The organism is Shewanella zhangzhouensis (genome assembly GCF_019457615.1).
GTDB classification, from domain to species: domain Bacteria; phylum Pseudomonadota; class Gammaproteobacteria; order Enterobacterales; family Shewanellaceae; genus Shewanella; species Shewanella zhangzhouensis.
In genome coordinates this window covers 2,433,780-2,450,401 of sequence record NZ_CP080414.1, presented here as the reverse complement: position 1 = coordinate 2,450,401, position 16,622 = coordinate 2,433,780, and the positions used below count along the sequence as shown (strand labels likewise).

12 protein-coding genes are annotated in these 16,622 nt (G+C 38.2%); 10 read left to right on the top strand and 2 right to left on the bottom strand.

Annotation, left to right across the window (positions count from 1 at the left end; translation table 11 throughout):
* The first annotated feature begins 289 nt into the window (after positions 1-289).
* The 10 genes from K0H63_RS10590 to K0H63_RS10545 are packed head-to-tail and all read left to right on the top strand — an operon-like array spanning position 290 to position 12,596.
* A complete protein-coding gene (locus K0H63_RS10590; protein ID WP_220064655.1) occupies positions 290-1,447 on the top strand; it encodes a methyl-accepting chemotaxis protein in 1,158 nt (385 codons plus the stop codon).
* Positions 1,448-1,484: 37 nt separating this feature from the next.
* Positions 1,485-1,853, top strand: coding sequence for a response regulator (locus tag K0H63_RS10585; protein ID WP_220064654.1), 369 nt, complete (start codon positions 1,485-1,487; stop codon positions 1,851-1,853).
* An 11-nt stretch (positions 1,854-1,864) separates the two neighbouring features.
* A complete protein-coding gene (locus K0H63_RS10580) occupies positions 1,865-2,215 on the top strand; it encodes an STAS domain-containing protein (RefSeq protein WP_220064653.1) in 351 nt (116 codons plus the stop codon).
* Positions 2,215-4,443, top strand: a complete 2,229-nt coding sequence (locus tag K0H63_RS10575) for a chemotaxis protein CheA (protein ID WP_220064652.1) — start codon at positions 2,215-2,217, stop codon at positions 4,441-4,443. The genes K0H63_RS10580 and K0H63_RS10575 overlap by 1 nt, the downstream gene beginning before the upstream one ends.
* Before the next feature lie 39 nt (positions 4,444-4,482).
* A complete protein-coding gene (locus K0H63_RS10570) occupies positions 4,483-6,432 on the top strand; it encodes a HAMP domain-containing methyl-accepting chemotaxis protein (RefSeq protein ID WP_220064651.1) in 1,950 nt (649 codons plus the stop codon).
* Positions 6,433-6,441: 9 nt separating this feature from the next.
* Positions 6,442-7,032 carry a chemotaxis protein CheW gene (locus K0H63_RS10565; RefSeq protein ID WP_220064650.1) on the top strand — a complete coding sequence of 197 codons (591 nt, stop codon included), beginning with the start codon at positions 6,442-6,444 and terminating at the stop codon, positions 7,030-7,032.
* Positions 7,025-7,864 (top strand): CheR family methyltransferase, encoded by an 840-nt coding sequence (locus K0H63_RS10560; protein WP_220064649.1) that lies wholly within the window; start codon positions 7,025-7,027, stop codon positions 7,862-7,864. Before K0H63_RS10565 ends, K0H63_RS10560 begins: the two co-directional genes overlap by 8 nt.
* Positions 7,865-8,374, top strand: a complete 510-nt coding sequence (locus tag K0H63_RS10555; protein ID WP_220064648.1) for a chemotaxis protein CheD — start codon at positions 7,865-7,867, stop codon at positions 8,372-8,374.
* Between the two features lie 21 nt (positions 8,375-8,395).
* Positions 8,396-9,493 (top strand): protein-glutamate methylesterase/protein-glutamine glutaminase, encoded by a 1,098-nt coding sequence (locus tag K0H63_RS10550; protein WP_220064647.1) that lies wholly within the window; start codon positions 8,396-8,398, stop codon positions 9,491-9,493.
* A gap of 1 nt (position 9,494) precedes the next feature.
* Positions 9,495-12,596, top strand: coding sequence for a bifunctional diguanylate cyclase/phosphodiesterase (locus tag K0H63_RS10545; protein ID WP_220064646.1), 3,102 nt, complete (start codon positions 9,495-9,497; stop codon positions 12,594-12,596).
* A gap of 99 nt (positions 12,597-12,695) precedes the next feature.
* Here the strand turns inward: K0H63_RS10545 and K0H63_RS10540 are convergent, their stop codons facing one another.
* Positions 12,696-13,445, bottom strand: coding sequence for an SAM-dependent methyltransferase (locus K0H63_RS10540; RefSeq protein ID WP_220064645.1), 750 nt, complete (start codon positions 13,443-13,445; stop codon positions 12,696-12,698).
* A 97-nt stretch (positions 13,446-13,542) separates the two neighbouring features.
* Positions 13,543-14,610 (bottom strand): ribosome small subunit-dependent GTPase A, encoded by a 1,068-nt coding sequence (gene rsgA, locus K0H63_RS10535; RefSeq protein ID WP_220064644.1) that lies wholly within the window; start codon positions 14,608-14,610, stop codon positions 13,543-13,545.
* Between the last annotated feature and the right edge of the window lie 2,012 nt (positions 14,611-16,622).

Here is a 16,622-nt window from a genome sequence, read left to right as displayed (position 1 = left end):
AAAGTGGTATGTTAATTTTAGGCAGAATAAGCGATTCTAAAATTTGGAATGCGATACTGTATCGTCAGGTGTTTGATTTTATTGGATTAAAATGTTTATTGCTAAAGGTGCGCAATATCTCCTAATGGGTGGTGTTGGTGATCATTGTCAAGCATATAGCATAAACACTTTGTAATAAACAAATTTCTAATTTACCGTCTAAAAACTAGAGCTAGAGGAGTAACGTCAGTGGTATTACCACTTTAACTGCCTCGAGTTTGTTGTTATCCGTTATTACACGGGGGGCGCTATGTTTACGAAACAAGGACTATGCATTTTCACTCCTGTTATCTTGGTCTCTACTCTGATTCATTTTGAATCGTTAGCATCTATGAGTATTTGGATTGGATTAATCAGCGCTCTGATTAGCTTGATAATATTGTCATATAGCAAGTTCGAGAATATTACTGAAAAAGAAAAAATAACAACAATACCAGTATCAGAGAAAAGACTGTCTGAACCTCAGTATTATCATTCCTTGAAGCCCCTTCTGACACAAGCTCTTCCGATATGGCAACGCCACATAGACTCAGTTAATGATCAGACAACAAAAGCTGTATCAGCTTTATCAGGACATTTCAGCGAGCTAGTCGAACGTCTGTCACACACAGTATCTATTTCATCGATTAATGAATCCGACGATGAACAATTTGTAGTAAAAATTATAAACGAAAGTCGACATAGCCTTAACGAGGCTGTCAGGGTTTTAAGAAGTACTCAAGAAAATAGACATCACATGCTCGATGAAATGAAGAATTTAGAAACGTATACAATAGAGCTCAGTAAGATGGCGACAGATGTTGTTGCTATTGCCAATAGAACAAATTTACTTGCCTTGAATGCTGCGATAGAAGCCGCGCGAGCTGGAGAAGCGGGTAGGGGGTTTTCTATTGTTGCAGACGAAGTCAGAAATCTATCGATGCGATCACGTGAAACGGCAACTAATATGACAGATAAAGTTAAGTCTGTGAATGAGGCAATATCGCGAACGTTCGATATTGCTGAGCAAGCTATGAATCAAGAAAGTGAACAGATTATTGCAACCGAACTGTGTATTGATGAAGTAATTTTACAGTTTGAAAGCATTCTAACTCAATTAGAAGTGCAGTCTAATATGATGCGTGCTGATGTACATGATGTTAAAGAAGCAATTTCTGATGTTATCATTGAGCTGCAATTCCAGGACAGGGTAAGTCAAGTTTTGTCTCAAATAAGTTGTAACTTAATAGAATTAAGTGAGGAAATAAAAGAGCTAAAGGTAGACATGGCTTCAGACGCTAGTGGGATTGATGCAGAGAACTGGCTCAATAAAATGAAGAAAAGTTATACAATGATTGAACAACATTGGGTACATAATGGGGAAAGTGTGAAGAGTAAAGAAACTACAGAAGATATTACTTTCTTTTAAAAGATTGCTTATTAAGTGAGAAGTTGAGGTGGACTAAATGAATAAAACAATTTTAGTGGTAGATGATTCAGCTTCTATTAGGCAAGTTGTAAGTATGACATTAAAGTCAGCGGGATATACTACTATTGAGGCAAATGACGGTAAAGATGCTCTGAATAAGCTTATAGGTAAAAAAGTACACTTAATAATCAGTGATGTCAACATGCCTAATATGGATGGATTGACATTACTTAAAGAGTTAAAAGTTAGACCGGATACAAAATTTACGCCCGTTATAATGCTTACAACAGAATCGGAGGCAGGCAAAAAGGAGCAAGGTAGGGCGGCTGGCGCCAAAGCTTGGGTTGTGAAACCCTTTGTACCACAGCAAATGCTTGCTGCTGTGCAAAAGTTGATTATGCCATAGGATGTATCTTTATGATTAAAGTAGATCAAGGCGAAAATCTGAATGTGAAATTTCTCTCTGGGCCATTAACTATCTATCAGGCTGAAGAATTATTTAACGAAATAAAATCCTGGTTGAAACAAGGTGAACAGTTGATAGTTGATTTAGGCGCGGTAACGGAAATTGATAGTGCAGGTGTTCAATTGCTTCTAATGACAAGTAAAGAGCAAGAAGCACATGGATTATCTTTAAGCCTGGTCAATCATAGTAAGGTGGTTATTAAATGTTTTGAAGCGCTTGGTGTTTTAGCGTTGTTCAGTGATCCTGTTTTCATCGCAGGAAGTGATGACGTCACTTCTATTGGCGAAAAAGGAGATTGCTAATGGAACTTGACGCTGTACTAAGAACATACTTTGATGAATGTGAAGAGTTGCTAGAGGATATGGAGCAGCATCTTTTGCTTTTAGAGTCTGTAAAAGATGAAGACATTTCAGAAAGTTTTAATGCAATTTTTAGAGCAGCACATACTATTAAAGGTTCAGCCGGAATCTTTAATTTTGAGGAAATCGTCAGCTTTACCCATGTTGTAGAAAGCGTTTTAGACAAGCTGAGAAGTAATCAAATTGGCATAAATGAACAGTTAGTTTCTCTTTTGTTTCAGAGTAGGGATCATATTAAAACATTGGTTAATAATGCCGAGTTGGATTTTGAACCAACGCCAGAAACTAGGATGTTAGGCGAAAAATTAGTCGAGGAGTTAAACTCGATTATAGGTAGAAATAACCTCTGTAAATATGATGCTGAGGAAGAGTGCAGCAATCATGAGTCTAAGGTTTTAGCTTTTTCATCTGATAGTAATGTCTTAGAGCGAACAGAAAGTAATGAAGTAGAAAACGACTTCTGGCATATTTCATTGATGTTCGGTGAAAGCGCCTTTAGAGATGGAATGGATCCTCTATCATTTCTAGCATATCTAGACACTTTGGGTAAGATTATTTCTATTGACGCGATACATGAAAGAATACCAGGGGTGCAAGAGTTTGACCCGGAAACATGTTATTTAGGATTTGAGATTCAATTTAAGTCAGATGCAAGTAAACAAGAAATAGAAGATGTATTTGATTTTATACGTGAAGAAAGTGAAATACATATTATACCTCCCCATTCAGAATTAGCTGAATATATTTCATTGATAAATGATTTGCCTGATATAGATATCAGGCTAGGCGAGATTCTTGTTTGTTGTGGAGCATTGACTACATCTGAGCTTGATAAGGCTCTGGCTATCCAGAAAGCGGAAGTTTTTCAAAATGACACTAAACCCATAGGGGAAATAATTTCAGAGAAGAACAGCTCGCTTCAGCCTGTTTTAAATGCAGCCGTAGAAAAACAAGTAAAGATTAGAGATACAATTGCTAAAGAACAAAAGAGCATACGTGTTGATTCTGATAAATTAGACGATTTAATTAATCTAGTTGGGGAGTTAGTCACATCCGGAGCAGGAACTTCGATGCAGGCGAATTTACTTGGTGATAGCAACATGATTGAGTCTGTTTCGATTTTGACTAATCTGTTGGATGAGGTACGAGATGCTGCGTTAAAGTTGAGAATGGTGCCCATTGGAGCTACATTCACTCGTTTCCAGCGTGTAGTTAGAGACATATCAAAAGAGTTAGGTAAAGATATTTCCTTAGTTATAAATGGTGCCGATACTGAACTTGATAAATCAGTAGTCGAAAAAATTGGTGATCCTCTAATGCACTTGGTTCGAAATGCAATAGATCACGGAATTGAATATCCCGCTGTTAGGCTGGACTCGGGTAAAAGCAAAATAGGAACTATTACCCTGAATGCATTTCATGATTCAGGAAATATAATAATTGATATATCTGATGATGGTAAAGGTCTGGATGCTAATATTATAAGGGCAAAAGCAATCGACAAAGGGTTCTTGTCAGATAATGATAATCTTAATGAAGAGGAATTGTTAAACTTAATTTTTGAACCAGGTTTTTCTACTGCGGTAAAAGTCACTAATCTTTCAGGTCGCGGCGTAGGTTTGGATGTTGTAAAAAGAAATATATCTGAGCTTCGCGGTCGAGTTGATGTCAAAAGTGAGTTAGGAAAAGGGACCACAATTAGAATAATTTTACCGCTGACCTTAGCAATAATCGATGGCTTTATAGTAAGTGTTAAGGAACAGGTATTTGTACTTCCACTCGACAGAGTTCATGAATGTGTTGAACTTGAAGAATCAAAAAACTTAAGTTCTGATGTACAGCCACCTCTCTACTTAAACCTTAGAGGACAGGTGCTTCCTTTGATATATCTTCGTGAACACTTCGAAATTGTTGGATTACCACCAAAAAGGCAAAATGTTGTTGTTGTCCAGGCTCACGGATTAATGGCAGGTTTAGTTGTAGATAGATTGTTGGGTGAATTTCAAGCAGTGATTAAACCATTGGGACCACTTTTCTCGAAGGTCAGTAGTATTAGTGGATCAACGATTTTGGGTTCAGGTGAAGTAGCTTTAATATTAGATATACAAGGCATGATAGACGCTGTTGCTCATCGACGAGATGATGATGGCTTAGCACTGTCAAAAAAATAGATATTTAAAAATACTGCAATAAGGTCGAGGTTGAACATTATGTTTAAAAATATTACTCTCGGTAAGAAACTAGGTTTTGGCTTCGGCATTGTCTTATTATTGCTTTTTGCCAACTCTGGTATTTCCTTCAATGGTCTATATGTAGCAGATGATGGTTTTATGGAGTACAGAGATTATGCGAGAAATGCAAATGAAGCTGGCCGAATACAAGCTAATCTCCTATCAATGAGGTTAGGTGTTTTATCTTATTACACAATCTCAAATGATGCAAATCTTCAAATCAAGAATGAACGTTGGAAGACTCTGTCAGAACTTATTCCTGAAGCTAAAGCGTTGATTGTTGAACCTAGTCAGTTAAAAGTCTATGAGCAAATAGAGAGTAAGCTTGAAGTTTACGATTCTGATTTTAAACTAATGGATGAAAAAATCTCAAAGCGAAATGACTTAGTTCTAAATAAATTGGATGTAGTTGGGCCTTTGATGGAACGTAAGCTTTCTCAGATACTGACGACAGCAAAACAGGACGAAGATCTTAGTGCTGCTTATAATGCGTCTATTGCTCTACGTCATTTGTTATTGTCACGATTATATGTTCTAAAATTTTTGGAAGGCAACGAACAGGCTGCCATTCAACGGGTTAAGAAAGAATCAGAAGAGTTTATTAGTTCTTTGGAAGTATTAAGTAATGAGCTCAAGAACGCTGAGCGTAGAGCTCTGCTAAGTGAAGTTTCATCTTTAGCTGAAGATTATTTTCAATCATTCGCTGATGTCACTGCTGTTATTACAGAACGCAATCAGCTTTATAATGAGCTTGGTAAGATAGGTTCTGAAGTTGCAGACCTTATTGAAGATTTGAAACTGGCATTCAAATCAGAACAAGATAAAATTGGTCCAAGACTACAAACCTCAAATGACCGTTCTTTAGTTATTATCTTATCAGTTAGTATTGTTGCATTAATAATAGGTGCCATAATAGCTTGGTTTATAACACGTGCGGTACTGCGCCAAATAGGTGGGGAACCGGATTACGCTGCAGAAATGGTTCGTAAGATTTCGGAAGGTGATTTAACGATTAAATTAGTAACAAGCTCGACGGATAGTAACAGTTTAATAGCTAATATCCAAAATATGGTAGATAGACTATCTCGAATTGTAGGGGATGTAAATAGCGCCAGTGATGCATTGGCTTCAGCCGCAGAGGAGGTATCCGCAACGTCTCAAACACTAAGCCAGGGAGCGAGTGAACAGGCCGCAAGTGTTGAAGAAACCAGTTCTTCTGTGGAGCAGATGTCCGCGTCCATCGAACAGAATACTGAGAATGCCAAAGTTACAGACGATATGGCTGGTAAAGCTGCAAAAGAAGCAAAACAAGGCGGCGAAGCAGTCGCAAAAACAGTTGCAGCAATGAAGTCGATAGCTGAAAAGATTAGCATCATCGACGATATCGCATACCAAACTAATTTACTCGCATTGAACGCCGCTATTGAAGCCGCAAGAGCAGGGGAGCACGGAAAGGGTTTTGCAGTAGTCGCTGCGGAAGTGCGCAAGCTTGCTGAGAGAAGCCAAATTGCTTCACAAGAAATAGGTGAGGTTGCTAAGAGCAGTGTGAGTCTTTCTGAACAAGCGGGTAGATTGCTTGAGGAGATTGTTCCGTCGATTCAGAGGACATCCGATTTAGTTCAGGAAATCAGCGCTGCGTCTATGGAACAAGCATCCGGTGCCACGCAGATAAATCAAGCAATGGAACAACTTAATAGTATCACTCAGCAAAGTGCTTCAGCTTCTGAAGAGCTGGCTTCGACAGCAGAAGAAATGAGTAGTCAAGCACAGCAATTACAACAATTAATGACGTTCTTCAAAACTTCGCACACTAACTCGTTCGAGCGACCTGTAACATCTAAGAGTAGAAAAAGTGTAGTGAAAAATAGGGAACAAGAACAAGCGAAAAAATTCATTGAAGATGAAGAAGCTGAATATGTTAGATTTTAGGAGGGGAATATGAAAGAACATCCTTCAGGTAATACTCTCTCCGTATCAACATATACAGAGGATTCGACAGTAACTCCCTTTCTTGATCAGTTGGAAGATTGTCAGTATTTGACGTTCATGTTAAATCATGAGATGTACGCATTTGGAATCCTTAAAGTAAAGGAGATACTTGAATACGGAAAGGTGACTACTGTACCCATGATGCCGAACTTCATCCAAGGCGTTATAAACCTACGAGGTGAGGTTGTCCCAGTGATTAATCTTGCTCAGCGCTTTAATTTGCCTGCAGCTGAAGTCACTAAACGGACTTGTGTCGTGATTGTTGAAGTGGTTGCTAAAGACAAAACTCAAGTTTTGGGCGTGATGGTAGATAGTGTTTCAGAGGTTTTAGAGATACAGCCACAGGACATACGGGCTGCTCCTGCTTTTGGCGCAAGGATTAATACTGATTTCATTCTTGGTATGGGAAAGCAAAAAGATAATTTCGTTATAATTCTTGCGGAAGATAAGGTCTTATCTGTCGATCAATTGTCTCAGGTAGAACAAGTCTTTGATAATGAGTTTTCGGATATCTTAGCAGATGAACGTAAAGATGAATGACAGGTATGAAGTTTATAATACAGGGATTGTTCTCACTGATAAGGAGTTTATTTTGTTCAGCTCCTGGATGTACAACATTGCTGGAATTCGTCTTGCGTCTAACAAACGGGCGTTGGTAGCAAGCAGGCTCTCTAGTCGTCTTAGAGAGCTTAAGCTTATCAGTTTTGGTCAATACTTCGACATAATTTCATCAACTAACACGCCAGCCGCAGTTGATGAGCGTCAAAGAGCGATTGATTTACTTACAACTAACGAAACATTTTTCTTTAGGGAACCAGCTCATTTTGAGTTTATAAAGGATTTTGTTTTACCAAGAAAGCGTGGACAAACTCTAAGGTGTTGGAGCGCCGCTTCATCTACAGGAGAGGAAGCATATACACTTGCGATGATTCTAGCACGATTTCACAACGGAGATTGGAAAATAACCGGAACAGATATTTGTAGTCGGGTGATCAGTCATGCTCAACAAGGAGTGTATTCATTGATGAGAAGTGAACATATACCAATTGAATACCTTCATGATTATTGCTTAAGAGGGATTGGAAGTAAATCCAACAGCTTAAAGATTAAATCAGAGTTGCGTAAAAAAGTAACTTTTCATAAGGAGAATTTGCTTAATGTTCAATCCAGACTTGGAATGTTTGATGTAATTCTTTTGCGTAATGTATTGATATATTTTGATCTAAAGTCTAAACAGCAAGTAATACGGAATATTATCAGACAAATGAAGTCAGATAGCCTACTGATTGTAGGTCATGCTGAAAGCCTGAATGGTGTGACAAATAATCTCCAGCTAGTACGACCATCTATCTATTCTTTGAAGGTGAGCTAATTGAGATTTATTGAGAAAAGACCTTCATCAACTTTGAGGACACTCAAGCCGGCTGAATTATTTTACGGTAACGGCGATATAATTGTTCATACACTCTTAGGTTCTTGTGTTGCTATAACGATTTGGCATCCTGGGTACAAGGTGGGAGGGATGTGTCATTATTTATTGCCTGTTAGACAGCATTATAGCAACAGTAATAACCATCCGCCAGGTCACTATGGTACGGACGCAATAGAATATTTCTTAGAGAAAGTGAAATTGAAAGGTCTTCGACCGCAATCATTTGAAGTTAAGATTTTTGGCGGAGGGAATATCTTACACGGAGTAGAACAACTAGAACATGCTCAAAATGTTGCGCATGTTAATGTCGAACAAGGGCGTATCCTGTTGAAACGAGCCGGCTTTAATATAAAAATTGAAGACGTAGGGGGCGTGCGTTACCGCAATGTATATTTTGAGTTGATTAGCGGTGATGTATGGGTTCAGTATGGAAAACACACTAAGTCCTAACTACTATGAGGTTAGAACATTATGATAGCAAAACGGTCATCTTCTCACTGTGCTGAACCAGCTATTAAGGTAATGGTCGTTGATGATTCAGCTGTTGTGCGACAAGTTTTGACTCAAATATTGAATGAGGACCATGAAATTAATGTTATAGCCTCTGTCTCAGACCCAATTTTCGCTATGAAACGAATGGAGAATGAGTGGCCCGATGTAATCATATTAGATGTAGAAATGCCGAGGATGGATGGCATTACATTTCTAAAAAAAATTATGTCTGAGCGCCCGACACCTGTGGTGATTTGTTCAACGTTAACTGAAAAAGGTGCTGAAACGACTTTGCAGGCATTGCAAGCCGGCGCTGTTAACATTATTACGAAGCCTAGAGTAGGTTTAAAAGATTTTCTTCTCGATGGATGTAACGACGTTGTGTCTGCTGTTAAAGCAGCTTCAACTGCGAAATTGTCAAATATCAATGCATCCAAGAATGGCCCCCCTAAAAGCAAGTCGGTCATTAAGCATATTAGCACTAGGCTAAGTCGGACCACTCAAAAAGTCGTTGCTATTGGAACTTCTACTGGCGGTACACAAGCTCTGGAAGCAATTCTGTCATCATTACCCTCTGTCACCCCTGGTATAGTTATCGTTCAGCACATGCCAGAGAAATTTACCGAAATGTTTGCAAAGAGACTTGATTCCATATGTGAAATAGAAGTCAGAGAAGCTGTTAATAAAGATCGGGTTCTACCGGGGTTAGCTCTTATTGCGCCCGGCGGCAGGCATATGCGACTCAAGCGAAGTGGCGCTCACTATCTTGTTGAAATTTTTGACGGACCTGTTGTTAATCGCCATAAGCCATCTGTCGATGTACTGTTTCGTTCTGTAGCTGACCAAGCTGGTTCTAACGCGGCAGGATTTATTTTAACTGGCATGGGGGATGATGGTGCTAGAGGTCTAAACGCTATGCGACAAGCTGGGGCTTATACAGTTGCACAGGATGAAGCAAGTTGTATTGTGTTTGGTATGCCCAAGGAGGCGATTGCTTTAGGAGCAGCTCAATCAATTTTGCCACTTAATAAGATCGCAAATGAAATCATGAGCAGTCTTACAGCGGAGCATCTTTGATATGAATATTGATATTTACCCATTTAGAGACAATTCTTTACTTCGCAAGTTAATTAATAAGCGAAGAACTTGGATTACTTTATATGCGGTTCTTACGCTTTCTTTTGAGATTTTACTTTATGCTACTGGTGACTATGTCTTGTTTTATCCCGGTAGTGGAGTGGTATATGCAGCCCTTCTTATTCTTCCGAAACATTATCTATCCGATTTGGTTTTCCTTTCGGGTATTTTTGTTGTTGATTTTTTAATCAAGGTTCTATTTCAAGGGTATCAGGTTCATTTTGCTGTCCCCTTATCAATTTCTTTTATTTTTCAAGCTTGGCTAGGAGCTTATTTGATATATAGATTTGCTCCAGCCTATGTAGTTCCAAAAACATACAAGGGTATGTTGGTTTTCATAGCTGTCGGTTGTCTCATACCCGTTTTGTTAACAAATAATATTCCTGCATTTCTATATTGGTTGGATGGGGAAAGTTATCTACAGACGTGGTTACTATTGAGTTCTCACAGAGCATTATCAGTTTTGTTGATAGCTCCTTTATTTTTATTGTGTGCGGACCATCTTAGAAATAATTATAGCAATGTAAAAATTCGATACAGTTGGGTCGCTTGGCTTACAATCTGCTTAACATCTTTGATTTTATTTATGTCTATCGACATAGATACACATGAATTGATCAACTATAGCTTCCTTCTAATGCCCGCATTCCTTTTCTGCGCTGTTCGTTATAGCTTAGTCTTTAATGCACTAATTTCTTTATCAGTTGGCTTAATCTTTCTACAAAGATATAACATAGTGCACAATATTGCCCATGAGGTAGATTGGTCAGAAAAAATAACATTGTTTGTCTTTGTTTTTTTTAACCACACTATGATTTTGATTATATCAGGAGTTATCTTTGAGAGAGAAGATGCTCTTGCTCGCTCAAATAAAATGAGTCATATCTATCAACTGTTCAGTAACGTTAATCAATTGCTCATTGGTAGAGAGTTGAGTGAGTCCATAGTGTTTAAAAAAATATGTGGTATTATCTCTGAAAGTGTTGATTTTATTTCACTGGCATATATTTCTGTTGTAGATGAAGTGTCTGTTTTAAAAAAACGCGATCCGGGTGTGCTCACTGATTTCCATACCGAAGATATTAACGATTTTAGTTCTGGTGATGCATGTTTCTTGGTTATTAGTCATGCCGGCTGCTTTCTGCATCGTGATTCAGATAATAAACATATTGGAAATAACCCATTTAATAACTTGGATATGGATCAAGAGAGTAAATGCAGCAGGCACTTTTCTATCTACAAAGATGGCGCGCATTATGCCACCTTGTCTATTATTGTAACTTATGAATACTTTATAGATGAAGATGTGGAAAAGTTATTCAATTCTATGGCGAATAATATTAGTTATTCCTTAGGCGTTCTTTCAGAAAGAAACAGGCTTCATGTGATTTCCGAAGCTTTCGAACATTCTAAAGAAGCAATCGTTATTACCAACAGCCATGGTGATATAGTCGACATAAATCCATCTTTCTCATCTTTGACCGGTTATTCGCTTGAAGAAGTAGTGGGGAAGAATCCGAGGTTTTTAAAGTCAGGTGTTGTCAACAACGATTTCTATGAGGACATGTGGGCTACGATAATTGAATATGGACATTGGACAGGCGAATTTTGTAACAGGAAGAAGAACGGTGAAGTATACAATCAGCGTGGAACTATCTCAGCAATAAGAGATAGTGGTGGTGCCGTTAAGCATTTCGTAGGGATTATGGAAGATGTTACTGAGCATAAAAAGCAAGAGCAGGAAATTATACGCTTAGCTAACTACGATATTTTAACTGGTCTGCCTAATAGGAAGATGTTGAATCATCAGTTCGAAATTAAATTGAACGGAATCAATAAAAGTAGTCAACTTGCTGTTTTATTTATTGATTTAGACGAGTTTAAAAACATCAACGATGCATTCGGGCATCAATTCGGCGATTCACTGCTAGTCGCTGTGACTGAGCGTATGCGTTCCTTTATCGGAGTCGATTGCATCTTATCTAGGTTTGGTGGTGATGAGTTTATTCTGATATATGAGGTTGATGAAATCTCAGCTAATGATTTTTCCAGAGAGTTAATAGATGTTGTTAGTCAACCATATTATATTGGTCATCAAAGAGTAAGCATTAGTTGTAGCATCGGGATTTCATTCGCTCCGAGAGATAGTAGATCACTTGATGAGTTGATCGGATATTCAGATGTGGCGATGTATAAATCAAAATCTATTGGTCGGTCGGCTTATTCTTTTTATTCACCTTACATGCGAGCTCAAATTATTGAAAAAGTTGAACTGAGGCATGAAATAGACGACGCCCTTAAATGCAATCAATTTGTTTTGTTTTATCAACCAAAAGTAGATATTAAAAGTAATATTTTAGTTGGCTTTGAAGCGTTAGTCAGATGGCAACATCCCTCAAAAGGTTTGCTCGCTCCTGGAAATTTTGTTTCTATGGCTGAGGAATCAGGTCAGATAATATCTATAGACTATTGGGTACTAGAAGCAGTAGTTATACAATTGAGTAAATGGTTAAGATCGAATGCGAACGTTTTACCGGTTTCGCTTAATATCTCTCTTTCAATCTTTAGAGAGGAGAAATTTACCAAATTTCTCAAAAGTATTTTAAAAGAAAATAATGTCCCAGCTTATTTGATAGATTTGGAGTTAACGGAAAGGGTCGCAATGTTAGACTTTAATTATACAAAGCTAACTTTGAATGCACTAAAAAAGTTAGGCGTTTCAGTTTCGATAGATGATTTCGGGACTGGTTATTCTAGTTTAGCTTATCTTCGAGATTTTCCTATCGATACGTTAAAGATTGATCGTGCATTTATAGCTGATGTTCACTTAGATAAGAATAAGCAAGGCATTGTATCTGCAATTTTAGCAATTTCTCGAACTATGGGATTATCTGTCGTAGCGGAGGGTGTTGAAAGAGATGAAGAGCTTTCATATCTAAAAGATGTGGATTGTGATTGTTATCAAGGTTATCTTTTTAGTAAACCTGTTTCGGTTGCTCAAGTTGAGCAGCAATATCTTAATATTCCAATTATGCTGGATTGATTTGAAATTTTGGATCTTTCACATTATTTAAAGGTTTCACGTAAGATTAAGCCGCGTCGTATTTTGACGCGGCTTTGAGTTGAGTTTAAAGTTATCAAATTAAAAATGTTTAATTAGAGCGAATACCCCCCACCCCAAATACTCACGTGTATAGGTAACATAACGTTTTGGTTCTGTTCGCAACAGGCTTCGAATCTCTTGCGCAAGCTCATCATCAGTGTTTTCCTCAAGCCATCGACGCATGGTGAACCATTTTGCTGCTTCATACCGGTCCCAACCATCTTGATTAGCTAAGACCATTTCGATAACTTCATAGCCATTATCATTAAATAAGGTTATTAATTGCGGAAGTTCAAGATAGTCAGCTTTTGTCTTAGCGAGACATCCACTTGCTACCTCGTCTGTAGGCGGTAATTGTCTCCAGTATGGTTCTCCAATGAGGATAATTCCGTTTGTTTTCAGACTGCGTTTGAGCAGCTCAATGGTGCCAGTAACTCCTCCCGCAATCCAAGAAGCACCAATACAGGCCGCTATATCAACCTTTTCGTTACTGACATAACCTTCTGCATTACCATGTATGAACTTAACTCTGTTAGCAACGCCAAGTTCCTTTGCTCGAGTCTTTGCCTGTTCGCTAAACAATTGACTCATGTCGACACCGGTGCCAAAGACTCCGTAATCGCGTGCCCATGTACACAACATTTCACCCGAACCACAAGCGAGATCGAGCACACTTACCCCATGTTTTAGACGTAAAGCAGCACCAAGGGTTTGGAATTTATCTTCGGTAAATGGATTATGGATACGGTGGTCACTTTCGCAAATATTAAAGATTCTTGGGATGTCCATGATTAAGATTTCCTTGAGAATTTTTAAAAAAAGTTAAATACTGAACAGTATATATAACGTAGATTCTTCTAGTAGAACCGAGAGTAATTAAGCGTAATTACTCACCGCTTCGCACCTTATTTCGGAATGTAGAAGCGCTTCTGCAGAGTTTCCGAAAACTCTTTTCGCGTTTGCGCCTTTCTGCAATTGATTCAGCATTATGTTCTCGCTCGACACTGAGTTTCTGATAGTTAGCGAGCCGTCTTGAGTCGACTTTTCCATCTGCAATAGCCAATTTTACGGCGCAGCCATCTTCACTTTGGTGTTTGCAGTTTTTGAAGTAACATGCTGTTTCTAGTTGTTGTATTTCGTCAAAAAGTGTTTTAATTCCACTGGAGCATTCATCAAGTTGCACTTCACGCATACCTGGATTGTCTATTAGAAGACCTCCATCAGGGATCAAATGGAGGCTTCTAAAGGTGGTTGTATGACGGCCTCTTGCATCATCTTCTCGAACGGCACCTGTTTTCTGGGTGTGATTGCCACACAGACTATTAACTAAAGTTGATTTACCTACACCAGAAGAACCTACAAGCGCTACTGTTTGGCCAACCCCACACCAAGTCCGTAGTTGCTCCACCGAGGAAGCCTCCAAGGCATTGACAGTTTTAACTGACCAGTTGGGATAAAGCATTTGTGCTTGTTGTTGGTAGTCAGAAGCATGAGCGCTTAAATCTGCTTTAGTTAGAACGAGAACTGGAATAACTGCCGCTTCAAGCGAAAGCGCAAGATAGCGCTCTAGCCGTGACAAGTTAAAATCCTGATTGCACGATGTTACGATGAACAATGTATCGATATTAGCAGCTATTAACTGATACTTGGACTCTTGCCCAGCGGCCTTGCGTCGAAACAGACTTTTGCGTTCAAGTAATCTATATGGTTGATAAGTTGCTGAATTGATTAACAACCAATCTCCAACCGTTGGAAAGTCATTGAAGATGGTTGGTTGTAAGATGCTACTGAAGTTAATCCTGTGCACTCCAGAAACACTTATGATATCGATACTATTCCGATAAACAGCAATAATGCGGCCGGGGAAGGTAGATTCCCATTCATCAAGAGTTAGTTGCTGTTGATAGAAGTGACTCCAACCCAGTTGGAGTAAAGAATAGACTGTTTTTGACATATAAAACCCTTCAGATATTTCTATCTAAAAATGAATCCCTAACATCTTAATGTTAGGCAAGTCAGTTGGGTTTCTTCTAACAGAATGAAACCCAGTACTAATACTGGGCAAAGGAAGGTTGTGGGGAGGGAGTGGTGGGGTTTAGACTCCTAAGCCCTTCTTTGCCTTTTCACTAGCTGTTACACAATCCATAAAATCCTCCATTAGTTCAATCTTCAGTGCAGGAACTATAGCAGTTTTCAACGGCAGTATCAATTCAAGAAACCTTTACCTGTCGAGTAAATGTGGAATATAAAGTATAATCACATTAATTATAGTGCATATTGGGCTGGAGTTGCCCATTCAAAGCCACTGCAACCATCTTGGAACGGTTCATGGCGGTTTCTAGGCAACGCTACCTGATGGAGCACTAGCTCTGGCTTTGCAAACTCAACTTGATTTAGGTATTTCCTATGCGACTACTGCTCTAAATGTTTCATATGTTAAAGACCTACGTCCTGATTCAGGTAAAATATTTTGCGAAGGCAGTCATATTCATAGAGAAGAGAGAGATGCGTTACGCGAAGCAAGAATAATGGATAACAATGGGTTGCTATGTACTTATGCAACCGCTACGTTTTCCATCCTACTTTAATAAGTTTGTCAATAGGCTTACGCCTCCAAACTCAATGTCTCAAAGCTATATAATTTTTTATAATCGCATGGGGTATCAATTAAGCTTTAACCTTATCAAACTATAGGGCATAGATTGCGTCACATCACATCACATCACATAAACCAAATTTTATAAAAGATTAGTGAGATAATGAGGGTGCGGTTGATTAATGTTATATCGAGTTATTAAATTATCAATCATAATTGCTCTAGCTGAATCTGATATCTACCCCATATTTAGATGCTACTGTAAGATTAAAAATAAGATCACTTAATTGTATTAGATGATGCCTCCTCGAACGCATTATTTGAGAATGTGAGCTTTACCCATTTTGGTAAGGGTGCCGGATATTCAGTTAGATTTAAGTAAAAAGCGGGACAGATAAAATCTAACATGCCATACCCCCATGCTTTCCTAAAATTCTATGAATATAAAAGCAATTGAAAAGCGGACTTGTAAGAGCTAGACTAACACCTACAGGAAATAATCATTTATGATTGGTGAAAAAACCTTTGGGATTAAAAAATGTTTGTTCGATCATTAATATTATGGTTTATAATAATTTGCATAGAAACAGTCCACGGGATGATTAGGCGACTAACTCTCGCACCTCTAATTGGCGAATCGGCGTCTAATCAGGTAGGAGTCTTCGTAGGCTCAGTATTGATTCTGATGGTTGTTTGGTACTTGTATCCCTGGCTTGGAATTTTTACACGTGGGGTACAATTGATGGTCGGCCTTTTATGGTGTGTGCTTACTTTCTGTTTTGAGATTTTTCTAGGGCTTAGTTTAGGATACAGCCTAGATAAGATATTTATAAACTATAATCCATTTCAGGGTGGTTTAATGTTATTTGGCATGGCAACACTTCTTTTTTCTTTGACTGTTGCTTCTAAGTTCAGAACAAACTGAGCTATTTTATTTAGCAAGCTTATAACTATCTACTCTAAAAATGGAAGCGGATGCAATTAATAATACATAACTAAAAGTGGTTATGAGGATAAAAAGCTTTTGAAAAATACATTCATTATACATCAAGCATTTAAATTAATGTATCCGGTAAGCTAAAATTACATAATAATTAAGAGGCAACTACAAACTATTAAGCTGAATATATATATGAACACTCGGGCAAAAATTTAAATAACACTACCAGTTCTGTAGCGAGTATGACACATTGCTCGAGTTAAGTAACATCGAACGTTTGGTTTATCAGAGAATTCATAGATACATGAAAATTTACTAATATACATATGTGTAGTTAATGCTCCTCTTTTGAATTAATTTAATAAAGTATAGAGTACTTATCCTGGCCTATGGACAAGGTCGAATTCTAAGTCTGGCCATTGTGCGAATT